19 protein-coding genes are annotated in these 22,746 nt (G+C 52.1%); 6 read left to right on the top strand and 13 right to left on the bottom strand.

Annotated elements, in window-relative coordinates:
- Positions 1 to 22: 22 nt before the first annotated feature.
- Positions 23 to 895, top strand: coding sequence for a helix-turn-helix domain-containing protein (locus QNN88_RS09340; RefSeq protein WP_414239973.1), 873 nt, complete (start codon positions 23 to 25; stop codon positions 893 to 895).
- 116 nt (positions 896 to 1,011) lie between these two features.
- On the opposite strand, the gene QNN88_RS09335 is transcribed toward QNN88_RS09340, so the two are convergent.
- Both QNN88_RS09335 and dcuC read right to left on the bottom strand, forming a co-directional pair.
- The gene (locus QNN88_RS09335) at positions 1,012 to 2,706 is read right to left on the bottom strand and encodes an NAD-dependent malic enzyme (RefSeq protein WP_414239972.1); all 1,695 of its coding nucleotides are present in this window, start codon (positions 2,704 to 2,706) and stop codon (positions 1,012 to 1,014) included.
- Between the two features lie 87 nt (positions 2,707 to 2,793).
- Positions 2,794 to 4,170 (bottom strand): C4-dicarboxylate transporter DcuC, encoded by a 1,377-nt coding sequence (gene dcuC, locus QNN88_RS09330; RefSeq protein ID WP_001547043.1) that lies wholly within the window; start codon positions 4,168 to 4,170, stop codon positions 2,794 to 2,796.
- Between the two features lie 283 nt (positions 4,171 to 4,453).
- Between dcuC and QNN88_RS09325 the strand changes: the two genes are divergently transcribed.
- The gene (locus tag QNN88_RS09325) at positions 4,454 to 5,341 is read left to right on the top strand and encodes a MurR/RpiR family transcriptional regulator (protein ID WP_001470102.1); all 888 of its coding nucleotides are present in this window, start codon (positions 4,454 to 4,456) and stop codon (positions 5,339 to 5,341) included.
- A gap of 53 nt (positions 5,342 to 5,394) precedes the next feature.
- Here QNN88_RS09325 and QNN88_RS09320 read toward each other — a convergent pair whose 3' ends face one another.
- Positions 5,395 to 6,765 carry an adenylosuccinate lyase family protein gene (locus QNN88_RS09320; RefSeq protein WP_001470100.1) on the bottom strand — a complete coding sequence of 457 codons (1,371 nt, stop codon included), beginning with the start codon at positions 6,763 to 6,765 and terminating at the stop codon, positions 5,395 to 5,397.
- Between the two features lie 418 nt (positions 6,766 to 7,183).
- Here QNN88_RS09320 and QNN88_RS09315 point away from each other — a divergent pair, with 418 nt between their 5' ends.
- The 3 genes from QNN88_RS09315 to QNN88_RS09305 all read left to right on the top strand — a co-directional run bounded on the left by QNN88_RS09315 (position 7,184) and on the right by QNN88_RS09305 (position 9,895).
- Positions 7,184 to 8,233, top strand: coding sequence for a porin (locus QNN88_RS09315; RefSeq protein ID WP_001470099.1), 1,050 nt, complete (start codon positions 7,184 to 7,186; stop codon positions 8,231 to 8,233).
- A 10-nt stretch (positions 8,234 to 8,243) separates the two neighbouring features.
- A complete protein-coding gene (locus tag QNN88_RS09310; RefSeq protein WP_001470098.1) occupies positions 8,244 to 9,008 on the top strand; it encodes a DUF4886 domain-containing protein in 765 nt (254 codons plus the stop codon).
- 233 nt (positions 9,009 to 9,241) lie between these two features.
- Positions 9,242 to 9,895: a LysE family translocator gene (locus QNN88_RS09305; protein ID WP_072693216.1), complete on the top strand. Its 654-nt coding sequence runs from the start codon at positions 9,242 to 9,244 to the stop codon at positions 9,893 to 9,895.
- Positions 9,896 to 10,108: 213 nt separating this feature from the next.
- Here the strand turns inward: QNN88_RS09305 and QNN88_RS09300 are convergent, their stop codons facing one another.
- Genes QNN88_RS09300 through QNN88_RS09275 form a run of 6 tightly spaced genes read right to left on the bottom strand, consistent with a single transcriptional unit; the run spans position 10,109 to position 17,845 of the window.
- Positions 10,109 to 11,632, bottom strand: coding sequence for a UxaA family hydrolase (locus QNN88_RS09300; RefSeq protein WP_072693218.1), 1,524 nt, complete (start codon positions 11,630 to 11,632; stop codon positions 10,109 to 10,111).
- A gap of 60 nt (positions 11,633 to 11,692) precedes the next feature.
- Positions 11,693 to 13,042, bottom strand: coding sequence for an MFS transporter (locus tag QNN88_RS09295; RefSeq protein WP_414239971.1), 1,350 nt, complete (start codon positions 13,040 to 13,042; stop codon positions 11,693 to 11,695).
- Positions 13,043 to 13,102: 60 nt separating this feature from the next.
- Complete coding sequence (locus QNN88_RS09290) at positions 13,103 to 13,867, bottom strand: HpcH/HpaI aldolase family protein (protein ID WP_414239970.1); 765 nt, start codon at positions 13,865 to 13,867, stop codon at positions 13,103 to 13,105.
- Positions 13,867 to 14,763: an NAD(P)-dependent oxidoreductase gene (locus tag QNN88_RS09285; protein ID WP_414239969.1), complete on the bottom strand. Its 897-nt coding sequence runs from the start codon at positions 14,761 to 14,763 to the stop codon at positions 13,867 to 13,869. The genes QNN88_RS09290 and QNN88_RS09285 overlap by 1 nt, the downstream gene beginning before the upstream one ends.
- An 11-nt stretch (positions 14,764 to 14,774) precedes the next feature.
- Positions 14,775 to 16,079: an FAD-dependent oxidoreductase gene (locus QNN88_RS09280; RefSeq protein WP_414239968.1), complete on the bottom strand. Its 1,305-nt coding sequence runs from the start codon at positions 16,077 to 16,079 to the stop codon at positions 14,775 to 14,777.
- 50 nt (positions 16,080 to 16,129) lie between these two features.
- Positions 16,130 to 17,845: a dihydroxy-acid dehydratase gene (locus tag QNN88_RS09275; protein ID WP_414239967.1), complete on the bottom strand. Its 1,716-nt coding sequence runs from the start codon at positions 17,843 to 17,845 to the stop codon at positions 16,130 to 16,132.
- A gap of 246 nt (positions 17,846 to 18,091) precedes the next feature.
- On the opposite strand from QNN88_RS09275, the gene QNN88_RS09270 reads away from it, so the two are divergent.
- Positions 18,092 to 18,829, top strand: a complete 738-nt coding sequence (locus tag QNN88_RS09270; RefSeq protein WP_414239966.1) for a FadR/GntR family transcriptional regulator — start codon at positions 18,092 to 18,094, stop codon at positions 18,827 to 18,829.
- Positions 18,830 to 18,865: 36 nt separating this feature from the next.
- Here the strand turns inward: QNN88_RS09270 and QNN88_RS09265 are convergent, their stop codons facing one another.
- From QNN88_RS09265 to QNN88_RS09250, 4 genes are read right to left on the bottom strand one after another with little or no spacing between them, the layout of a single operon-like run.
- Entirely contained in the window at positions 18,866 to 19,585 is a 720-nt protein-coding gene (locus QNN88_RS09265; protein ID WP_414239965.1) for a serine aminopeptidase domain-containing protein, read from the bottom strand.
- Positions 19,586 to 19,587: 2 nt separating this feature from the next.
- Positions 19,588 to 20,706 carry a mandelate racemase/muconate lactonizing enzyme family protein gene (locus tag QNN88_RS09260; RefSeq protein ID WP_414239964.1) on the bottom strand — a complete coding sequence of 373 codons (1,119 nt, stop codon included), beginning with the start codon at positions 20,704 to 20,706 and terminating at the stop codon, positions 19,588 to 19,590.
- 9 nt (positions 20,707 to 20,715) lie between these two features.
- The gene (locus QNN88_RS09255; RefSeq protein ID WP_414239963.1) at positions 20,716 to 21,597 is read right to left on the bottom strand and encodes a D-hexose-6-phosphate mutarotase; all 882 of its coding nucleotides are present in this window, start codon (positions 21,595 to 21,597) and stop codon (positions 20,716 to 20,718) included.
- A gap of 2 nt (positions 21,598 to 21,599) precedes the next feature.
- Positions 21,600 to 22,739, bottom strand: coding sequence for a mandelate racemase/muconate lactonizing enzyme family protein (locus QNN88_RS09250; protein ID WP_414239962.1), 1,140 nt, complete (start codon positions 22,737 to 22,739; stop codon positions 21,600 to 21,602).
- Positions 22,740 to 22,746: the final 7 nt, after the last annotated feature.

Genomic DNA, 22,746 nt, shown 5'->3' with positions numbered 1-22,746 from the left:
ACGTATCGGGGAGACATGGACGATGAATTCTTACTCTGGTGGGCTGGAGCCCATCGCAGGTAACCACCACAGCGGTGCGACGCAGCTTTTTTTCGCACCGTCGTTGCCATTGCGTGACCATATCTCACATTACACGGTGCAATTGCGTAACGTCTGCGAGCTACCGTCAGCACGCCCGCTGACGATCATCCCGGATGCCAGCGGCTGCCTGGTGTTCACCGTGAGTCACGGGGGCGTGAAACCGGTGTTCTGGGGCCCTAACAGTGAAACACATCAGGTGGCACGGGATTTCAACACCATCACGCTGCGTCTGCTGGTGGAGTTTCTGCCGGGCGGGGCATTTGGGCTTTTCGGCACTCTTCCCTTGCATGAACTGCAAAACAGTCAGTGTCTGCTGGAGGTCATCGACCCTGCGCTGGACAAGCTCTTTCGTTCTGTCGTTGAACGGCATTACCAGGCCTGGCCGGTTCTTCTTCAGGCCGTCGACGATGCGCTGGTGCGGCGCTTCGGTGCGATCGAGGAAAAACCGCTGCTGCGTCAGGTACTGACGCATGCTTCCCCGCTGAACGGGGGCATTCGTCTTAATAGCTTGTCCGAGATGACGTCATACAGCGCCCGGCACATTAACCGCTTCTGCCAGGAGAGGATTGGCGTTTCCTGGAAATCGTTTGTCCGTATTCTCAGAGTAAATGAAGCGTGCCGGCGCATCCATCACGGCGTGGTCGATTTGCGCACCCTTGCTTGTGACCTCGATTTCCATGATCAGGCCCATTTCAGCAAAGATTTCAAAATGCTTTGTGGTGTAACGCCGTCTGACTATCAGCGGAACCTGCCGCATTTCTATGCCGAGGAGACGAAACTGTGTATGAATCTGCCGGGTCGCTATGCCCGGTGACGATTGCGCTACCATAACACCGGATACACTCGGAACAGATACGGGCCATGCGGCTTTTACGGAATTGATACCGCCGTTACCAACGGTATCAAGACCTTCCCGCTACAGACTGCTTATCAGAATGAGGTGCGCTTGTACTGAAGATACTGCGGCTCCCAGAATCCGCTCGAAATGTTATGTTGCAAGGTTTCCTGCGGGATATTTACGGCGACGCCATCACGTTGAGCAGCCAGAGCAACATCAAGGGCGATGGCCTGCGTCACCTGCCGGATGTCATTAATACTGGGCAACAGCGGACCATGCCCGTCGCGCACCAGCGGCGAACAACTTGCCAGCGTGCGGCTGGCCGCCATCATCATGTTATCCGTGACGCGTGTGGCACGGCTAACCATCACGCCGAGACCCACACCAGGGAAGACATAAACATTATTGCATTGTGCAACAGGATACAATTTTCCCCCGTGGCTTACCGGCTCGAACGGGCTGCCGGTGGCGATTAACGCGTTACCATCGGTCCAGCGCAGAATATCTTCCGGCCGTGCCTCTGCGCGCGAGGTTGGGTTGGAAAGTGGCATAACTATCGGTTGCGAACAGTGACGATACATTTCCCCGATCACCGCTTCGCTGAATAGTCCTGGCTGCCCGCTGACGCCAATCAGAACGGACGGTTTAGCCTGGCTTACCACGTCCATCAGCGAGTACGCCTCCTGCTGACCGCCCCAGCTCGCCAAACGCGACCGCGGCTGCGCCAGCGGTGACTGGAAAGGAGCCTGATTAGTTTGATCGTCCGTAAGCAGGCCAAAGCGATCCACCATGAAAATGCGTGAACGGGCCTGCTCATCGGTCAACCCTTCAGCCACCATCTGCGTGACGATATGTTCGGCAATGCCACATCCGGCCGATCCCGCGCCCAGGAAGACTACCGTTTGGTCACATAACCGACGTTGGGAGGCCTGGCTTGCCGCCATCAGGCATCCCAAAGTCACCGCTGCGGTACCCTGGATATCATCATTAAAACAGCAGATCTCATCACGATAGCGGGTCAGCAGCGGCATCGCCGTCTGTTGGGCAAAATCTTCGAACTGTAATAGCACGTCCGGCCAACGGCGCTTAACCGCGTGGATAAACATCTCGACGAACTCAAAATATGCGTCGCCGGTGATGCGCGGATGACGCCAACCCATATACAAAGGGTCATTGAGCAATTGGGAATTGTTCGTTCCCGCATCCAATAAGATTGGCAGCGTATGCGACGGCTTAATACCACCGCAGGCGGTGTACAACGAAAGTTTGCCGATAGGAATCCCCATGCCGCCAATTCCCTGATCGCCCAGGCCGAGGATCCGCTCCCCGTCAGTGACGACAATCACCGAAATATTCTGCTTTGTGGCGTTATGCAATATTTCGTCGATCATATGCCGGTCCGGCCAGGCGATGAATAATCCCCTGGCGCGGCGATAGATGTCGGAAAAGTGTTCACACGCATGTCCGACTACCGGGGTATAAATAATCGGCATCATTTCCACCAGGTGCTTGCTCACGAGGTGATAAAACAGCGTCTCGTTGGTATCCTGAATATTGCGCAGAAAGATATGACGGGCAATATCCGACTTGATATCCAGAAATTGCTGATAGGCCCGCAGCGACTGCTCTTCAATCGTCTCAACCGCTGCGGGCAACAGCCCGCTCAGGTTAAACATTGCGCGTTCTGTTTCAGTAAACCCGCTGCCTTTGTTCAGCAGCGGGGATTCCAGTAATACCGGGCCTGCATAAGGGATATAAAGTAAATTGTCTGTGATTTCGTGGGTCATAACTTACGTCCGGCTAACTGATGTTGACAACAAAGTACTCTCGCCTGGCTCTCTGGATTTAATGGCATCGCACTGACGACACGTCCTTCAGAACAACAGGTAGTTAGCCAGCAACATGGTAAGCATGCCGCCGAGCGCCGGAATTAAGGTCCTGCGCACTATCATGAACGGTGAACATTCACCGGCTTTGCTGACCGCAATGATGATCCCTGCGACGGGAGAAATGGAACGTCCCATTCCAGCCATCAGTTGCATCGGCAGAATCATATGTACAGCGCTTTCGCCAAATTTAGTGGCGATAGCAGGCGCCATGCCGGAGAAAGAGAAAAATGCCGCAACCCCGGAGCCCGTCAGTACAGCGGTTATACCTACCAGCAGCGTCATCACCACGGTCATGCTGGCAAAGCCAAAGCCCGCGTTCTGCACCATCTCCAACAGGTAATCCACCGCGCCGATTTTTTGCATTCCCTGCGCGTAGATATCCGCACACACTAACAATGAAACCACGCTGGTAAACATCCCGCCCATTCCTTTAAAAAATACCTGTACACCTTTACAGCAGGCACGGAAGTCGCGTTTAACGAACAGTTCGCAGACGAACGCCAGTATTGTGCCGACAATCATGGCGGTAACTACGTCGATTTTAATGGTGGAGATGACCAACGGGCTAAAGACCAGCACCAGAATCACAGGGAATACAGGCAGGAAAGCATACAGCCCCGGCACTTTTTCGCTATCCTCACTCTGAGGCGTCGTGTCGTCCGCCACCTGGCTGGTCATCACGTGACCATCTTTCTTGTCATAATATTTGGCGGTAAAGAAAATCAGCACCGACACTACCAACATAACGGCAACAGCCACCGGCATCTGATAGTGCGCAAAGTAAACGGCGGCTTCCATACCGGCATGTTTAGCCGCCAGGTTGGCCGTGCCGACCGCCGGGCCTAAGTCCATAAAGGCGCACAGACCGATCATCGCCGCCGCCGCCGCTTTACTGACACCCAGTCGTACCAACACCGGGAAGAACGTCACTAATAACATCATCGCCAGCCCGGCGGCGCTGGAAATCGCGACGTGCAGCAACTGTGCGCAAATATACCCCACAGCCAGGATCACGTAGGGCGCCTTGATGATTTGCAGGGGACGAATGCAGACGTTCACCATTGCATTGGAAGCTTTGATATGATCCATATAACTGGCAAAGCCGCCCGCGGCCATGATGATCAAACCGATACCGGCGATCTGTGTGGAGAGTGAATTTTTGGCAAACGTAAAGATATCCAGCCAGGTGGAACCGGTTGATTTAGCCTTACCGTAGAGAATGCTATTATCAGGATAGAAGACAGCAGTAATGGTCAGTAAAGACAAACCAGCCAGCAGCAATACCGTCTGAGGTTGGAAGTTCTTGATGATTAACCATGCTGCAATGATAGTGATCACGATTGCGATTACAAATGCGGTCATGAGATCGTCCTTTTGTTTTCCTATATATGACGGCTAGTTATATTTAGATCGCCTAATTCTCTATAAATTCAGAGACTGATGCCGTAATGAAATCATGATCGAATCAGGGTAATGTGAGCTATGAGAAATTGCTTTTCCCGCTGGGGTTTGTGCGCATGATCTCATAACAGGAAATATGTCAATCACTTTACGGAAGGCTATAGCATAGCATTATTATGTGATAAGGTTATTCTCTATACTGAATATAGTATCTTTTTATCCGTAGTGTGTAAGGACGACAATTATGAAAAAAAATACCCCTTTAACATTAGAGGACTATATTTCAAAAACCGTGCTGTTATGTTCACTAACCGAGTCAGAACACCGTCTTGACGCGTATATGCGTGAACATTTTAATGAACTCCCTTTTCACGGCATCATCGACATTGCCCGCAATGCAATGGTGAGTAAAGCAACGGTTGGGCGTTTTTTAAATAAGCTGGGATTTATCGGCTACGCTGACTTCCGTCGGGCATTGGAAAATACGCTGACACTGCAAAAAATGGTGCCGCCGTTTGAGCTGGCATCACGCATTCAGGTAAAAGAAAAGATTACCACGGAACAAATTGTTTCCGAATTTAATAAGAATGTTACGACCTTGTTCGAGAATTTTAAAGATAATATCAATATTGACAGTCTGGATAAATTTATCGACATTATTTTGAATACCAACCGACATATATACGTAATCGGTCCCGCGTCTTCCTATGCGATGGCGAAACATTTTACTACGCTGATTAAATATTTCCGCGATCGGGTTACATTGCTTTCTATGGACGTTGGGGAGTTGCCGAAGTCATTGCTGACCGTTACGGATCAGGACGTGCTGATCGTTTTCTCCTACTACCGTTTTAACCGGGTAGTGATCCGCGTTACCGAATGGTGTTGTAAAAAAGGCGCGACGGTAGTGCTGATTACTAACTCGGAGTCCAACCCGTACGGCAAATTTTGTAATCTGCAGTTTGTGTTGCCGAGCGATACGCAATCCGTATTCAAAAGCCGCATCGTAGGTTTCTTTTTTATTGAGCTGGTGTTGCATCTGGCCTATGAAAAAGGCGAAGGCGAGGGCAATTTCGAGCAACTGGAGGAACTGTTTGTCTTTTTTGAAACCTTTTCACCTCTTCCTGGATAATGACCGCTTCCTGTCGGCACACCTGCTTTCGGCAGGAAGCGAATGGCTCTGGACTACGCCGTCCGGACATGAATGTAATCGTCGAAGGCTATGACGGTTTCTTCGATCAGCGCGTCATTGCAGCCCAGATAAGACAATGGATCGCAAGCAGCAACAATCTCCGACTCAGTTAGCGCGTCAATAACGGTCTGATTTTCCAGCATGCACTGCAACAGATCTTTAGAGCCGTCTGCGTCTTTTAATAACGCTTTCATCAGATCGTAAGCGGCACCACGCCCGATTTTCTCAGCCAATACCATGGTGACGGATTCCGACATAATGAAGTTCTTTGAAGCGGCGAAGTTGCTGCGCATCTTCTCTTTGTCCACCACCAGATGCGTAATTAACCGGACAGCACGTTCAAGGCTGGCCGACAAGGCCAGCGCCGACTCCGGTACCAGCGTCCAGTTGAGTACGCGGGCGGAGGCAGCACGTACGTCACACTGATCGAGAAGGCTGGTTGCACCAGAGGCATAGTTCCAGCCCATGCGGGAAAGCGTCTGGATCATATTGCTCGCGCGGGGATTCGTCTTGTGTGGCATCGTACTGGATCCTCCACCGCCTTCGCCTTCACGCAACTCGCCCACGGACGTGCGGCCCTGCGTTTCAACGTCGTTGGCCATGCGACACAGCGTGCCATGCACCAGGGCAAAAAACTGCACCACTTCGACTACATGATCCTGACTGGCATTGCTCATACCGACAGGGCATGACAACCCTAACGCGCCCATTAATTGCTTACGTATCGCCATTCCCTGGCTGCCGACGGAGGCCAGGTTGCCGACCGCGCCACCAAACAGGCCGGTAGTCGCTGCCGGGTAGAGGCGATCCAGGCGCTGAAGGTGGCGGGTTAGCTCGGACAGATAGCTGCTGACGTGTAGCCCCCACGTCGTGGCGGAAGCATCGACGGAATTCGTTCTGGCGACCATCACCGTATGTCGGTGCTCAAGCGCCATAGCTTTCAACGTTTCGCCCAACTGCACCAACTGTCTGCGCAGTAATTGCAGGGTTTGCTTCATGCGCATGGCCAGGGCGGTATCCAGCAGATCCTGAGTCGTGCAACCCCAGTGAAGGTATTTTTTGACCAAAGGGGAACCCGCATCGGCAATTTGATCAACCAGAGGCTTAATCGCCATACCGACGGAACGCGTTTCCCTGGCGAGGCGCGGCCAGTCTATTTTCAGCGTCTGGCAGGCGGCGGAAATTTCCGCGGCGGCTTCAGGGGGAATAATACCTAACTCAGTCTGCACATGCGCGATGGTTGCTTCAAAGGTCAGCCAACAGCGAAGAAGATTATCATCGGACCAGATTGATTTCATCTCCGGCTGCGTGAAGAGAGAGGAATACAATTCTGAATCAAATACCGAACTTTGACTGCCTGGCATTATAAACTCCTGTGACGTACGTCGCTGATAACAGCATATCATTCAAATCAATTTTAACTGCGTAACGAGTATTCTGGAGCAATTCTCACTGCGTAAACAGGGGAATATGCATTTCCCATATGTTCCGGGGATCACAATATGAAAAACGTGATGAGATTAACATAAATTCGCCATTTATATCTCAGTTCGGAGAGAATCAATTAAATCGCTATTATTTATTTTCAATGAAATCTTCACAAATAACAACGCCAGCCATTAAGCCCTATTTTATGTGCGTAAAATCACATTTTATCATGAGAAAACGCAATTCCCGTATTCGCTCCGCATTAATGTAACTAAAAATTAATGGCGCCTGATAACAACTATTTAATCCTGCATCAAGGGCGAACATATTTATTTTTTAAAGGGGAAGAACAGCATGAGCATTAAAGCCAAAACATTATTATTCATTGCCTTATCTGGGGCTAGCACGTCAGCACTGGCGATTAGCGTTTATGAGGATAAAGCCACCACGCTGGATATTTACGGGCGTATTGAGTGGCAGTTAGCGAATGGAGAAGCATCATTCGCAAATGATGACTCCCGTAGCCAAATAGGGGGGCGCTTAGGGATTTATTTAACCCGCGACCTCCCTTTACTGGAAGATACTAAACTTGTCGGTCGCCTGGAGTGGCAGGTTCGTACCGAAAAAGATGATAATAAAACCAAAGATAAAGATCTCGACGCCCGTTACGCCTATCTGGGGCTTTCTCATGCTAAATATGGCGAGCTGATTGCCGGTCGTACTAAAAACCCTTTATATCAGGTCATGCGCATGACGGACAAATATAAAAACTTTACGCCAAACGTATATAACTACGGTATTACCACTATTGACGATTCTTACCAATTTAACCGTCAGGATGGCACTCTGCAATGGAACGGTGATTTTAGCGGGCATCAGGTGCAACTGGCTTACGTTTTTGGAAATGGCAATAGCGACAATGATGCACTTGATAACGGCATGATGGCCAGTTATCGCAAGATGATTAAATTCGGCGACGTAAAAATCACACCGGCGATTGCCGTCAGTCAATATAACCGTCAGGACGGCGTAAAAACCACCGACGGCCGCAAGAAGCACAGCCAGGTAATGGGCGGGCTGCAGTTCGATTATAGCGATTTGTCATTAGCCGTAACGGCGGGTAAGGTCTCCATAGAAAGAGACAATAAATCTGACAATGACTATACGAGTTTCGATTCCGTTGCCTCCTATCAATTCACCAAAGAATTCAAAGTGCTTGGCGGGTACAGCATCCTGGATGAAGCCGACGAGGATGTGTACGAACACGAGGGCTGGCGAATTGAATCGCAGCTAACCTTAGCTAAGAATGTGTATTTATCAGCAACTTACCTTAATACGCTGGCCAGTAAAAACGAGAAGGTCAACGATGACGCCATTATCGTCGGGTTGCGCTACGACTTCTGAGGAAAGAATAATGAAAAAAATCATGTTGTTGCTGGCAGGACTGGCGCTGATGGTCGACGCGCAGGCCGATACGATTATTGCAGCCAAACCGCAGGATAAACTGAGCGGAGTCAATAAATCCATTGCGCTCTACGGAAATTCATATACACATTATAACAATAATATAAATACCCGACTGCGCGATCTCAGCCGTTCGCTGTTACCGAATGGCGCTAAAGACTATATGTTCCGGGGAATCACCATTTCTTCTGGACGTTTAGGCTGGCACCTTCCGAATCTTGAATTCCAGAATACGCTGCAAAAATGGGACGTGGTGATATTTCAGGGGAATTCAACAGAGCCTTTTTCCGCTAAAAAAGATTCGCGTCACTATTTCACGGAGTCCGCCGTCAAGATGGCAGATATGGCTCACAAAGAGGGCTCGCGTGTGGTTTATTTTATGACCTGGGCCAGCAAGGATAAACCCGAGCAAACTGAAAAACTGGAGAAAGCCTATCTGAATATAGCCAGTAAAACCGGGGGATACGTCGCGCCGGTCGGGCTGGCCTTCAGTAACGCAATTAAGACGCATCCTGAAATCAATCTGTATCATAGCGATGGAAATCACCCCTCGCTGGCGGGAACCTATCTGGCTGCCAGCGTGCTGTTCGCCACGCTGTATGACCAGTCACCGATAGGCGGCGCACTGCCTGCCGACAGCGATATGACCGAGCAAACCGCCAAAGCGCTGCAGCAGGTGGCATGGGATACCGTCCAGGAATTCCGTGCTAACTAACGGCGGCTGTAACGGCCTCTCCCGTGTTTTCGATATTATGCGAGAGAGGCTGCCAACTCATGAAAGAGGATATCTCCCGGTATATTCTGCTCTTCGCTGTGAGTTCAAAGCAGACCTTGCTGCGCTTCAGGCGGTCCGCTTCGTGCCAAGAGCGGACGTTGCAGTATCTTCCGCTTTCGGCTCGAATCGGACTGAGGTAACGTAGCATAAATATTTTTCCGGACTCAACCAAGATGCCCTCCATCGAAACGTTTATAACTTTTCTTCTCGCGCTGACGCTTCTGGAGATTTCTCCGGGGCCAGACATGATGCTGACTATCGCCAGAGGCGTCGGTCAGGGAAGACGTATTGCACTGCTTACGGTTCTGGGCAATGTATTTGTCGCAGGTTTTGTGCAAGTTTCTTTTCTTGTTCTGGGGCTGGTAACCGTTGTGCATGCCTGGCCGGTTGCGCTAGATCTGCTAAGGTGGGCTGGTGCGGCTTATCTGATGTGGCTGGGCATAAAAATGATTGCGACTTCAGGTACAGATACGCGGCTGCGAAAAACGGCAAAAATTACTGACTGGAATGCGGTTAAGGAAGGTGCCCTGAACAGTCTGACTAACCCAAAATCCCTGCTGTTCATGTTCGCTTTTCTTCCTCAGTTTGTCGATCCCGCTGCAGGTCCTGTTTGGCTGCAATTGCTTGTTCTGGGGAGTATCCAAAAGCTGGCTGGAATTGTTTCCTTAGGTTCAGTCGCAATGGCATCAGGAACATTTGGTAACTGGTTAGGTAAACACCCAGGCGTTATCAAATGGCAGGAACGATTTACAGGCGTTGTCATGATTGGCCTGGGTATCCGCATGTTGTTTAGCGGGTCTGGTGTAGTATCGAAACCTGCCAGATAAGTTTTCCTGAAACGATAAACCCATGTCCGTTTTTCGCGCAGAACAGACATTATGCCTAAGATGCCGCTCGATCTGTTTGGTATAGGGTTGGCTTACATCTTTATATCGCTGAGTGGTCGGGGGGATACATTTTCTCATTATGGAGGTAACAGGGCCTGTCGTTTACGATTCGTACTGAAGCAGGCGACATGTCAGGACATGTCGCCTGTTGTGTCAGGCCAATACGCCAATCGGCCAGGGAACGAACTCGTTTTCGCCTAATCCAAGTGCTTCACTTTTACTCTGTTCCCCGGAAGCGACTGCGATAATTTTCTCAAAAATGGCTTCCCCCATCTGGCGCAATGTAGCGTCTCCATCAATGACGACACCGCAGTTGAGATCCATATCTTCTTCCATGCGCTGATACATAGGGGTGTTACTGGCGAGTTTGACGGTCGGCGCAGGCATGGAGCCAAAACAGGAACCGCGTCCGGTGGTAAAAGCAATCATATTGGCACCACCTGCGACCTGTCCCGTTGCCGAGACCGGGTCGTAGCCCGGGGTATCCATAAATACCAGGCCTTTTTGCGTAACGGGGTAAGCGTAACGGTATACTTCCATCAGCGGAGAGTTCCCGCCTTTCTTCGCCCCACCCAGCGATTTTTCCAGCACGTTTGCCAGCCCGCCCGCATTATTGCCAGGGCTGACCCGACCATTAATCTGGCAATCACGGCCTTTGTTGTATTCCAGCCACCAGTTGATGCAATCGACGAGTTTCTGCCCCACTTCCGGTGTGACTGCTCGAGCAGTAAGCGTATGCTCAACACCGAATATTTCGGTGGTTTCTGAGAGGATTGCGGTTCCACCTTGTTCCACCAGTAGGTCCATCGCGACACCCAACGCCGGGTTAGCCGAAAGACCAGAGAATCCGTCGGAACCCCCGCACTGAAGCCCGACGGTCAGATGCTCCACGGAGACAGGCTGGCGTTTGACCGCATTAGCATGAGGTAACATGGATTCGACAATGGCGATACCTTCGTCAATGGTTTTTCGCGTGCCGCCGGTATCCTGAATCACCAGTTTGCGCAGCATCGGATTCTCTACGAGTCCCATTTGTTCAAAGAACCCGTGAATATTATTGCGCTCACATCCTAACGCGACGACCAACGCACCCGCAGTATTCGGGTTGTTGATGTACCCTGCCAGCGTACGGCGCAGCAGATCCATCGGTTCGCCGCTCATTTCCATACCGCAGCCGAGTTCATGAACATAGGGAACAACATTATCAACGTTTGGCCAGGCCTGAAGACGTTCTTGCGTAAAGTGTGCGGCAATTTTGCGTGCCACTGTTGCGCCACAGTTTCCTACCACAAACACACCGAGGATATTACGCGTTCCCACACGACCATCTTCACGAACATAGCCGTTGAAGGTACGCCGCTGCTCTGGTGGTACGGTTTGTACAGGGCGATAATCGCGGCTAAAGGCGTAATCTCGTTGAAAATCTTCAAATACAATATTGTGACTATGCAGCCAGGTACCCGCTGGTAGATCGTCTGACGCAAAACCAATGACGGTATTGTATTTGAGAATAGGTTCGTCCTTTTTAATTAGTTTTGTCGCGACCTTATGACCTAATGGCACATCCTGCAGAGTAACAATATTTTCACCGACGATAGGTGTGCCAGCAGCGATGGCAACCCGGGCGACAACAACGTTATCTTTTTCATCAAGGCGAATAACCGGAGATTTTGTCATTATATTGCTTCCTTATTTTATTCAGCGTCTGCTCGTGCATTGACGAGCAGAACTCAGGGTTCAGACTTCACGTTTTTGCAGGGCTGTCGCGCCTTCACGCGGGGCGATTTTCAGACGCTCAATTTTGCCTACGATGAACCAATAGCTGCAGACAGCGATGATGCCGTGTGTACCAACAAAGACCAGCGCATTGGCAAATGAGTTAGTTTCTTGCAGGATGTAGCCAATCACCACCGGAGTGATGATGCCTGCAATGTTGCCCAGGGAATTGAACAGACCGCCAGTGGTGCCGATAATCTCTTTTGGCGCGGTATCCGCAACAACCGCCCAGCCCAGCGAACCGAAGCCTTTGCCAAAGAAAGCAGCGCTCATCAGGAACATAACCAGCGCTTCTGACCCCACGTAGTTACAGAGGATCATGCTGGCGCTCATGGTCAGACCGATGGTAATCGGCACCTTACGCGCCAGGCTCAGGTTATTGGTTTTACGCAGCAACCAGTCGGAGAAAAAACCACTCAGTATGCCGCCTGCCAGCCCGCAGATTGCTGGGACCGAGGCCATAAATCCGGCCTGTAAAATCGACATACCACGTTCTTTCACCAGATAAATCGGAAACCAGGTCATAAAGAACCAGGTGATTGCCGAGATACAGTATTGGCCAATAAAAATGCCAATCAGCATCCTGCTTTTAAACAGTTGAGCGATTTCCTGCAGCCCGGCACGTTTACGCTCATCCTTTATGCTGGGGACGGTATCAAGTTCTACCAGCGCACCACCTTCTTTCAGGTATTCCATTTCTTCGTTATTGATCCCGGGATGCTTAGTGGGGACGTGGAAGAATTTTGACCAGCAGAAGGCAATCACGATGCCAATGACTCCCATCACGATAAACACGTGATCCCAACCGAAGGCATGGCATAACCAGGCCATCAGCGGCGTGAAAATGGCGAGGGATGCGTATTGCGCGCTGTTAAAGATGGCACCGGCCACGCCGCGTTCCTGAGAAGGAAACCAGGCGGCGATGATACGTCCAGCTGAAGGACCAACCGGGGACTCGCACACACCCAGCAGGAAACGCAGGATTAGCAGAGCAGGGACAACAAATGTGATATAGCTGACCAGTCCCATCAGAACGGTCATGACTGACCACAGTAAGATGCCCAGAAACATGGCGCGTTTAGAGCCGATTTTATCCGCGACCCAACCCGCGGGCGTCATACTGATGACGTATGCCCAACTGAACGCGGAAAAGAGATAGCCTATTTCAACGGCGCTAATGCCCAGTTCTTTTTGCATTTCTGGACCCGCGACGGATAACGTGGCGCGATCGCCGGTAGCCAGCGTTAACACCAGGGTAATCATAAACAGAATGTAATAGCGGGCATGCGTTTTATTATTTTTAGTGCTCATAGTGCACTCTCCAGTTCTGACTTTCTGAGCCAGATGATGTTGTAGGGTAGTGAAGGCAAATTAGTTATTTTTTATTTGTAAGTAGTGTTTCGCGCCGTTCACCATATGTGGGGTGATAGCCGTCACCAGGTAGTGTGCGCCGCAGTTTATCGCTTCTGCCGCGCGTTCCGGTGTACCAACATAGGTCCCGGCGATGTTGCCACTGGCGGCGATTTTGCGGATACAGCGTTCAATGGTGTCCAGTACATCACGATGGTTCAAATCGTGTCCGTAACCCATTGATACGGCTAAATCTCCAGGACCGACGAAATAAACGTCAGCCAGTCCCGCAGCCAGAATGTCATCCAGGTTATCTACCGCCTCCACGGTTTCAATATGTACAGACAGTACCCGCGACGCATTGGCTTCTGTCAGATAACGTGCTTTATCTGCGCACATACCATAATTTGCCGCTCGTGGCAGGAAGGCGACTCCGCGATCGCCCTGCGGCGGAAACAGCGTTGGCCGACTGGCGAAGCGGGCGTCTTCTACGGTATTGATCAGCGGTACCTGTACCCCGTCAGCACCGAAATCCAGTGCTTTACGCGTGTACTCGGCACGGTTGTAGGGAACCCGTACAAGACAAGGCACCTGCTGGCTGTGCGAGGCACGTACCATATCTTCTACTGTCTCGGGGTTCATATTGCCGTGCTCGTTATCGATAAGCACAAAATCAAATCCCATCGCGGCGGTAAATTCAGTGAGCGCCGCAGAGGGGAAGGTGACAAAACAACCATGTAGTGGCCCCTCGCGGAGCCGTTGTTTAAAATCCGGAAAACGCATCATTAGCTCCTTGCCTGTACTTCGATACCGGAAAGCTGCTCAAAGACTTTGATAATATTTGAATGGTCTTCGTTTCCTGTACCCTGCGCCATGCACGTTTTGTACAACTCGCGCACCAGGCTTGCGATCGGCATCGGGGAGTCGATACCCTGGCTGAGTTCCATTGCGAGATTGAGATCTTTGTACTGTAAGCGGGTCATGAAACCCGGTTCAAAGTTGCGCTCCAGAATCAGGTTCCCACGGATATCCAGTGCGCCGCAGCGTGCGTAGCCCGCAGAGAGTACTTCCACAATTTTTGCCGGATTCACTCCCGCTTTGGCTCCCATGACGAGCGCTTCACCTAGTGCTGCCATGGTGGCCGCGGCCAGCACCTGATTGCAGGATTTCACTACCTGACCTGCACCATTACTACCAACATGCGTTACCCGCCCACCTAACACCTCAAGAATGGGTTTGCAGCGGGCAAAAATCTCCGCTTCGCCACCAACCATTATCGACAGTGTCCCGCCCTTTGCCCCTTTGTCGCCGCCGCTCACCGGGGCATCCAACATATTTGCGCCCAGTGCTTTGATCTTTTCCGCAAAGTGTCGGGTGGCGAGGGACGATATGGTGCTCATATCGATAACCACTTTGCCTTCCCGCAGCGCAGAGGCGAGGCCGTTTTCACCAAACAGCACGTCTTCAACATGTGGCGTATTGGGTACCATGGTGATAGTGATATCTGCCGCTTCCGCCACGGCACGCGCCGAGGTCTGGCCGACGGCACCATCGCGGGAAATCTCTTCTACATCCTGTGCCACAATGCTGTAGGCATGGACGGTGTAGCCCGCTTTCAACAGGTTGCGCACCATCGGTTTGCCCATAATGCCCAGACCAATAAAGCCTAAAACTGGTTTCATGCGTATCACCCTTAATAAGTTTGGTATTCAATAATGCTGCGTAATTCCGCAACATCTATTTCATCGAAGGCGCAACAATCTCGATGGCTCAGATAGGCTGCAGTGCCTGCGGCATATCCGGTTAAAAAGCACTGCGCGGTCACTCTTGCCGAAGCCAGAGCCTCATGTTCTGCACAGAGCGTCCTGCCCGCAGTGATGAGGTTAGGAACGTCCTCTGGCAGTAATGTGTCATAGGGAATGTCATACCAATCGTTGTCCAGATAGAACATGAAGATGCCGTCCTGCCCGTGCGCTTCAATACACCAGGCGCTACTGGCAACGGCTCTCTGACTTTTTTTGGCCTTAAAGACATCATCATTAGACAGGCAACGTTGACCTTCGATCGTCCGGCTCTGGCGGATGCCAATTTGCGCCGCGACATCGTTGAGCTGGGCGTTTTCAAACCCTGGCACCCATGCACGCAGAAAACGTTCATATTCACGCACCTGTTTACGTCCTTGCTGCTCGGCAAAGGTCAGATCTTCCGCGCAGGTCGCGTCAATGGGTCTACCGTCGTCACGTAATATGCTGGTGACGTTGCACATGACTTCGCCGGGACGTGGGGAGGGCAGCAGATAAATATGTTTGCGTGGCAGGTAGAAGCCCTGGGCCTGCGCGGCTTCCACCCATGCTTCTAGTTGAGCCACAGGATGGCCGACGCCGCGTGCGATATCGACATTGCCCATGCGGAACACCATTGTAGGGTACTGCACCATCCCGTTACGTCCGCAGGTATAAGGCACTCCGGCTTTTACGCACAGATCGCCGTCACCGGTGGCATCAATAAAACGGCGCGCGGTAATCAACTGCCGGCCGTTTTTGTTCTCAATAATCACACCGCGCAGTTGATTGCCTTCCATCACCACGTCGGTGGCGAGGGTGTGAAACAACACTTTAGCGCTGCTGTCAGCCAGCAGATCGTCGGCAATCTCTTTCCAGGTGTGTGGTTCATGAACCACCAGACAGGTTTCGCCGAACGGGAAAGGGTCGCTGACGGCGCCACGATGCTTCAAATGCTGGTAAAACTCACCGGCAAAGCCGTGCACTAACTGCTCATGAGGACCTTTACCTGAGGTAAATAGCCCACAGATTGCCCCTGACATGCCGGCGGTCGCCATACCCCCGCAAAAACCATAGCGCTCGATCAGCAATGTCTTTTCCCCGGCGCGCGCGGCGGCGGTGGCTGCTGCAACACCGGTTGGACCACCACCCACAATAAGAACTTCAACGTCATATGCGACAGGGAGTTCATTGGCGGCTTCGTGCCAGATTTGCATGTTGTGCCTCCTCGCGATGTGGGTGAACGCCCACCCACATCCTGAAATGGTTAATCGATGTTTTTCGCGTGGATGCGGCGTTTACCCAGCACCGCGCCCTGCGCAATCGGCTGTACCAGTTGCGCATATTGCGACAGGTAAGTGCCACTGCCGCCGCCGAGAGGCAGAGGTTTGGGTTGCCACTGCGCCAGCCGGGTGTCGATCACCTCCTGCGGCACGTCCATATTGATACTGAGATCGACGAAGTTGATGTGTATGGTTTCACCCTGTTCGATCACCGCCAGTGGCCCGCCAGCAGCCGCTTCTGGCATCAGTTGACCGACGATAATGCCGCGGTTCAGACCGGAAAGTTCGCCATCGGTGATTACCGCGACATATTCTGCGATCCCTGCGCCGTTCAGCGCCGCCACGAAACTACAGGCGAATACTGTGCCGGGGCCGCCTGCCGGGCCCATGTTGCGCAGGACTATCACATCGCCTTTCTGGATCTTGCCTTCGCCCAGTGCCTCAATGGCTTCGTCTTCGCCTTCGTAGATATTGGCGGGGCCGGTAAACTGCTCCAGTTCCCCCGGTACGGCAGAAAGTTTGACGATGGCGCCGTCCGGGGCGAGATTGCCGCGCAGGATCGCCACGCCAGGGCGCTGGCTGACCGGGTTATCCAGGCTGCGGATCACTTCATGGTTTTTCACCACTGCGTCTTTAATATTCTCACCAACGGTTTTTTGCGTGACGGTCAGCGCATCCAGATTGAGGAAATCGCGCAGTTGATTCATCACCGCGGTGGTACCACCTGCCGCTTCAAGATCCTCTGTACGGAACGGACCGTTAGGGCGAACAGAGGTCAGTAACTTGATGTTTTTACCGTATTTTTCATACAGGCTGACGACATCGATCGGCAGTTCGGCTTCGGTGGCGATTGCGGAGAGATGACGAACGGTGTTCACCGAACCACCGACGGCCAGCACTGTCATGACTGCGTTCTGGATAGCTTTTTCTGTGAGGATCTCGCGCGGCAGAACCTGCTGTTGGGTCAGTTCAACGATGCGTTTCCCGGCGGCCTGCGCGTACTCTTTCACTTTGCGGCCGTTGGCCCAGATCGGCGAGTTGCCAGGTAGCGTCATACCTAATGCTTCAGCCACGATGTGCATGGAGTTGGCCGTCCCCAGACCAGCGCAAACGCCCGGCGACTGGATCGCGACATCGGTCATATCGGTCAGATCTTTTTCGCTGATCGCACCGGTTGCCAGGGCTCCCACCTGCTCATAAACGTCATCGATATCGAAGAACTGGTCGTCGAACTTTTCGTTCGAGCACTTGCCACCCACCTGATAGCCGCAGGTCAGCAGCAGGGACGGCACATTCAATCGTGCAGCTGACATCAGGTGTGCCGGTGTCGTTTTATCGCAGGAGGAGAGACAAATCATGCCGTCCAACACTGCGCCTTCCATCATGCACTCCACTTCGTTAACCATCAGATCACGGGTTGGCATCAGATACCGGGCTTTTTTTCCCGCGCTGGTCACGAAGTCGCTGGGCGCGACAGTGCGCACTTCAAAGGGTAATCCCCCTGCGTCACGAATTGCCTGCTCAACGATTCGGCAAAGTTCATCCAGATGGACATAACAGCAGGAGAGCTTGTTGGAGGTATTGATGATCGCGATCTTTGGTTTATGCATATCTTCTTCGCGGATCCCCATACTGCGCCATTGCGCACGACGTACTGCCCAGCGGGTCGAGCCCGGCTTAAAATTGCTTCTGTACATCATGAATTCCTTTATCGGGTTGTGGTTATATGATCCGAAATATCCTCTCATTGGGTTGGTTGTCCAACCAATTTTTAAGGAAAATGCAATGAAAGTCACAAAATGGAGGTTTTTGAGTCTTTTTGATCCTTGAACAGGGAAAGTTAGGGCGCTGAATGGTCAATAATGATATAGTGGTCCATCCAATTTTTTCGCCACAGTGATTGAGTACGACGTAGTGCAGAGAAAGCAACTGCCCACAAGTGCGATATGTCGTTGGGAAGAGGTAACGGTATGCCGGACAAGAATAAATTCACGATGATCCCCATTAAGCGCACAGACGTTTTTCAGACGATCATTCAACACATCACGAATTTCCTCGACAGCAAACAGATCAAACCGGGTGAGCGCCTGCCATCCGAGCGCGAACTTGCCAGTATGCTTAATGTCAGCCGTACCTCGGTGCGTCAGGCGCTGAAGGTACTCGAATCGTCCGGACGTATTGAGACGCGCGTGGGCAGTGGAACCTTCCTGGCGGAACCTCCGACGGTGTCGCTTAGCGATACCCATAGTCTTGAAAGGTTGATCGAAGGTGGGGTGACAAAAGAGTTTTTGCGTAATCTGATTGTGGCACGGACGTCGATCGAGCGAGCCATCTTTGAAGACTACGCCTGGCGCGCCAATAAGTCGGGCATTAACCAACTACGGGAGTTGATCGAGCTTAACCGGGAAAAATTCTCGAGTCAGGATTGCGATGATGATGACAGCGCGCTGGATCTGAGTTTTGAGAAAAAAGTGGCCCAGTTGGGCGGCAATCCGATCCTTATCAATATGCAGGAGCAGTTACATCATTTATGGGTGCTGGCATGGCGGCAGTATGGTTTCACGCCGGAGCAGACCGGGGTGCTGCATGAAGAGCACTTAGCGATTATGGACGCGCTGGCGGCGAAGAACTCAGCGCGCGTTGCCGATCTGATCGTCCAGCATGTGGATAAAGAGATTGACTGATTGCGCGCAAAGCCCGGTAATACCGGGCTACTCGAGTTAAACCGGTAAGGACTGACGAAAAAACAGGAGCCCTTCCTCAACGGAGGATTGCGTGATTTTATGCCCTGCCTGCGGATCGATAATGCAGGTGAGGGAATCACTGTTGATAGCCTGCCGGAGACGTTCAGTGTACTGCACGTCGACAATCGTATCTTGCTCACCGTGCCAGAGAAAAAGAGGTTGTTGAGCCAGAACAGCTTCTTTTCCTGCGACGTCGTAAGGGGCCAATCCGCACAGGCAATCTGCAGTCATATTGCCTGAAGGAGGATGAATAACAGGGATGGCGTCGGTAAAATAACCGCTTGCCATGTAGGCAGCTCCGGCCTGAATACCCGGATAACGTGCCATCGCCCCCAGCACCGCAAAGCCGCCCATTGAGGTACCCAGCAAGCCGAGTCGAGAAATATCGCCCAGATTATCCTGCTGACATGCTGCGATTAATACGGGAAGCCCATCCAGGGTGTGTTGCAGGATTTGCCAGAAAGAGGCGGCGCGACGCGTTGCATCATCTTTCGCTCCATGCAGCGCCGCCTGTGGACAAACTACGCTGTAACCTGCCTTCGCGAGCATATAACCCAGATTGGCATCTAATTCGCGGGAGGCCATAAAGCGATGAAACAACACGATGAGCGGTCTGCGACTGGCGCTACCGGCTGCTGGACGAAACCAGAGCGCAGGCGTGTTGGCAATCCGGCGGTCAGAAATAACGATGTCCACTTTTATCCCTTCGCAATCAGATGGTGTTCCAGTACGTCGATGTCAGGGGTAAAACCCAGACCTGGCGCTTGTGGTAGATCCATCACAGGTTGGAAATTCATAAACGGATGTAGGGTTTGTTCAAACATCAACCATGGCACTTCCAGTGGAACGGGTTTTGGCAACACGCTGAGCAGATGGGCGCTGGCAAGGAGTCCGGGACCATAATAAAAACAGTGTGGCAGTAGGCTAACGTTCTCATGCGCGCGTGCGTGTTTGATAATGTCCAGTACGGCGGAGATACCGCCAATTTTGGCGACACTGGGCTGTAGTACATCGACTGCATCAAGCGCCATACTTAACGCAAACTCTTCGCTGTTGTTAAAGTTTTCTCCTGCGGCAATGCGTGCGCCCGTCATCTGACGCAGATAACGGAGTTGGCTTATGTTTTCTGGTGGAAATGTCGGTTCTTCTACAAAGTCGACACCTGCAGCATGGAGTTGGGGGAGAATCTCTTGCGCTTGCGGTGCGTTCCATGCGCAGTTGGTGTCTACCATCAGAGTGACCTCATCCGGCAATGCCTGGGCAACCTTCACAATAGCCTGCGGATCTCGTTCGTGCAGTTTAATATGCCGATAACCTTTTTTAATTAAGGGATTAATACACTCCATGAGTTTAGCGATATTTCCGTCGAAACTGGCGAGACTGGGATACAACTCAACCTGGGAGCGCGTGCCGCCGAGTAAATTCCACAGCGGCAGATTCTCCGCTTTTCCACGCAGATCCCACAGAGCGATATCCAGTGCAGAAAGGGCATACATCATGGCGCCGCCACGACCATAGCTGTGAAAGGCATAGTGTGCTTTCTGCATCAATGCCTCTATGTCGTCGCACTTTTCGCCTGTAAAGAATGGAGCGAGTAATCCGCTTAACAGCGCCATACTGGCGGGATTACAGGCGTGACCAAATGCTTCCCCCCAACCGGTAAGTCCGTTATCGGTTTCGACCCTCACCAGCAACGCATCCAGGGTGGGGTTTAGTGACCGCGCGGCATTAAAGAGACCTTGTTTATCGGTGGTGCGCGTCATTGTTGGCGTATAAGGCAGACGGACCAGAAAGCTATCTATGTTCGTAATACGCATAAAGTGTCCTTAATGATGAGAGAGCGCGAATTGCACACCCAGTGACGCAGGATGCTGAGGCGTGCTGACAAGAGGGCAATCGATCGCCGCCGTTTCCAGACAGACAAAGTGTTGCCAGCCGTTATCCGGTATGTCGCTTGTTTGTGCAGCCCGTTGCTGCCAGGGGTTCCACACCACTACGTTACTGTTATTGACATGGGTAAGCGTCAGGGTTCTGTCCGGCGTGACGAGTACCGTCTGCGGTTTCGCATCCGAACAGATCGCGCCAAATTCGCCCTTCAGGGTGAGTGGCGATGGCAAATTTTGTCGCGGTTTCCCGGCAACAGTGTCGTAGCCTTGCGTTCCCACTCCGTGAATACGCGTAGTACGAATATCTGACGTTGCGAGATAGCTATGCAGGGCGGCAGTGGTGCTGTAATTACCGTGAGCGGTTAGCAGCAATTCGCAGATCTCTGCCGTGAAATTCAGCGTCAACTCCAGTTGAAAAGTGTGGTTCCACCACTGGCGAGTTTGCGGTGTTTCACAAAGGCGCAATGTCAGAGAAAGGGCGGTTCTGGTGCTGTCGAGCGCCGCTAACTGCCACGGTATAATGCGGGCAAAACCGTGAAACGGCTCACCGCCAAGGTCGGTGAACCATGGCCAGCAAATGGGCACGCCTCCACGAAGGGGGATGCCGGCTTTAAACGGTGTGTTATCGCTTAACCACAGTACGGAATTTGTTTGTCGCAACGGTCTCCAGGCGAGCAGATGTGCACCCTGTAAGGCTACGGCGGCGTCGCAGTAGGGCGTCTGTATCACCAGAATATCCAGTTCATCCATTTTCCGCCGGGTAATACCGGTGCTGAGCGTCTCAAGCACCGGTAGAGCGAATAGCTGTTGAATTACGTTCATCGTCAGACATCCGTCCGTGTAGTGATATTTTGCTGGCGTAACAGATCGTCGTTCATCGCATAGCGCGCCATCGCGGGACGATCGAACGTGATGCCATGTCCTGGCTCTTCGCCCGGACGAATAGTGCCGTTTACGACCTGACAGGATTGAGAAATTATTCCCATCTCGCTGAGACTCGCCCCTTTTAACCCCTCGAAGAGCTGGATATTGGGCAAGCCACAGCCCAGATGCGCCATCAGTTCCATACCGAAATGCGGGATCACGGGAATGTTGTGGCTTTCAGCTAATTTCGCGATTTTTATAAACTCGGTAATTCCCCCCACCCGATAAACATCCGGCTGAATGTAGTCACATGCCTCCTGTTTAATCCAATGAGCGAACTGATATTTGGTGTACAGGCTTTCACCAACGGCAACCGGAACCGGGCATTTCTGGCGCAACAGGCGGTGACCGTTGATGTCGTCGCTGAGCAGCGGCTCTTCCAGCCAGTACAGTCCGACCTGATTCAGTGTCGCCATTCGACGAGCGGCATCACCCGAGGGCCACTTCTTGTTGGCATCTACGGCGATGTTAATCGATGGTCCCACAAAGTGACGTACCGCCAACAGGCGATCCAGATCGTCCTCAACATCCTCGCTGCCGATTTTCATTTTGACCGTGCGATAGCCTGCGCTGAGGAAACCTTCCATTTGTGCAAGCAGGGCATCAAGTGAGAGATGCAGGTTCACGCCGCTGCCGTAACCCGGTAAGGTATCCCGATAGCCGCCGAGCAGTCGGTATAGCGGCTGATTCAACTGCTGACCAATGAGATCCCACAGTGCGATATCTACGGCAGCGATTGCGTGGGTTGTTACGCCCGCCGAACCGATATCGTGGCTTTCAAGCCACATGCGGCTCCACAGGCGCTCGACGTTCAGCGGATCTTCTCCCATCACTTTAGCGGCAAGATAATGGTCAATCAGGTTTTTAAACGCGCTGCCACCGTTACCGGTACTGAACGTCCAGCCGGTGCCGGTATGTCCGGTATCGGTTTTTAACCACACCACCACAAACTCCAGGCTGGAGAACGCGTAGTTTGACGAACCCCAGTTCTCAGTGAGCGGGACGCGGTACAATCCGGATTCAAAATCGATAATTTTCACGCGGTCC

The organism is Citrobacter sp. ANG330 (assembly GCF_047467925.1).
GTDB lineage: Bacteria > Pseudomonadota > Gammaproteobacteria > Enterobacterales > Enterobacteriaceae > Citrobacter_A > Citrobacter_A amalonaticus_G.
Note: the sequence above shows the minus strand (reverse complement) of the source record. Positions and strands in the feature narration are given on the sequence as shown.

What these genes read in the sequence shown, in the direction of transcription:
- QNN88_RS09270 (WP_414239966.1), top strand. Translation starts at nt 18,092, where the DNA reads ATGTCGTTGGGAAGAGGTAACGGTATGCCGGACAAGAATAAATTCACG.
- QNN88_RS09340 (WP_414239973.1), top strand. Translation starts at nt 23, where the DNA reads ATGAATTCTTACTCTGGTGGGCTGGAGCCCATCGCAGGTAACCACCAC.
- QNN88_RS09260 (WP_414239964.1), bottom strand. Translation starts at nt 20,706, where the DNA reads ATGCGTATTACGAACATAGATAGCTTTCTGGTCCGTCTGCCTTATACG.
- QNN88_RS09290 (WP_414239970.1), bottom strand. Translation starts at nt 13,867, where the DNA reads ATGATGCGTTTTCCGGATTTTAAACAACGGCTCCGCGAGGGGCCACTA.
- QNN88_RS09315 (WP_001470099.1), top strand. Translation starts at nt 7,184, where the DNA reads ATGAGCATTAAAGCCAAAACATTATTATTCATTGCCTTATCTGGGGCT.
- QNN88_RS09310 (WP_001470098.1), top strand. Translation starts at nt 8,244, where the DNA reads ATGAAAAAAATCATGTTGTTGCTGGCAGGACTGGCGCTGATGGTCGAC.
- QNN88_RS09275 (WP_414239967.1), bottom strand. Translation starts at nt 17,845, where the DNA reads ATGATGTACAGAAGCAATTTTAAGCCGGGCTCGACCCGCTGGGCAGTA.
- QNN88_RS09320 (WP_001470100.1), bottom strand. Translation starts at nt 6,765, where the DNA reads ATGCCAGGCAGTCAAAGTTCGGTATTTGATTCAGAATTGTATTCCTCT.
- QNN88_RS09300 (WP_072693218.1), bottom strand. Translation starts at nt 11,632, where the DNA reads ATGACAAAATCTCCGGTTATTCGCCTTGATGAAAAAGATAACGTTGTT.
- QNN88_RS09335 (WP_414239972.1), bottom strand. Translation starts at nt 2,706, where the DNA reads ATGACCCACGAAATCACAGACAATTTACTTTATATCCCTTATGCAGGC.
- QNN88_RS09280 (WP_414239968.1), bottom strand. Translation starts at nt 16,079, where the DNA reads ATGCAAATCTGGCACGAAGCCGCCAATGAACTCCCTGTCGCATATGAC.
- QNN88_RS09295 (WP_414239971.1), bottom strand. Translation starts at nt 13,042, where the DNA reads ATGAGCACTAAAAATAATAAAACGCATGCCCGCTATTACATTCTGTTT.
- QNN88_RS09255 (WP_414239963.1), bottom strand. Translation starts at nt 21,597, where the DNA reads ATGAACGTAATTCAACAGCTATTCGCTCTACCGGTGCTTGAGACGCTC.
- QNN88_RS09305 (WP_072693216.1), top strand. Translation starts at nt 9,242, where the DNA reads ATGCCCTCCATCGAAACGTTTATAACTTTTCTTCTCGCGCTGACGCTT.
- QNN88_RS09325 (WP_001470102.1), top strand. Translation starts at nt 4,454, where the DNA reads ATGAAAAAAAATACCCCTTTAACATTAGAGGACTATATTTCAAAAACC.
- dcuC (WP_001547043.1), bottom strand. Translation starts at nt 4,170, where the DNA reads ATGACCGCATTTGTAATCGCAATCGTGATCACTATCATTGCAGCATGG.
- QNN88_RS09285 (WP_414239969.1), bottom strand. Translation starts at nt 14,763, where the DNA reads ATGAAACCAGTTTTAGGCTTTATTGGTCTGGGCATTATGGGCAAACCG.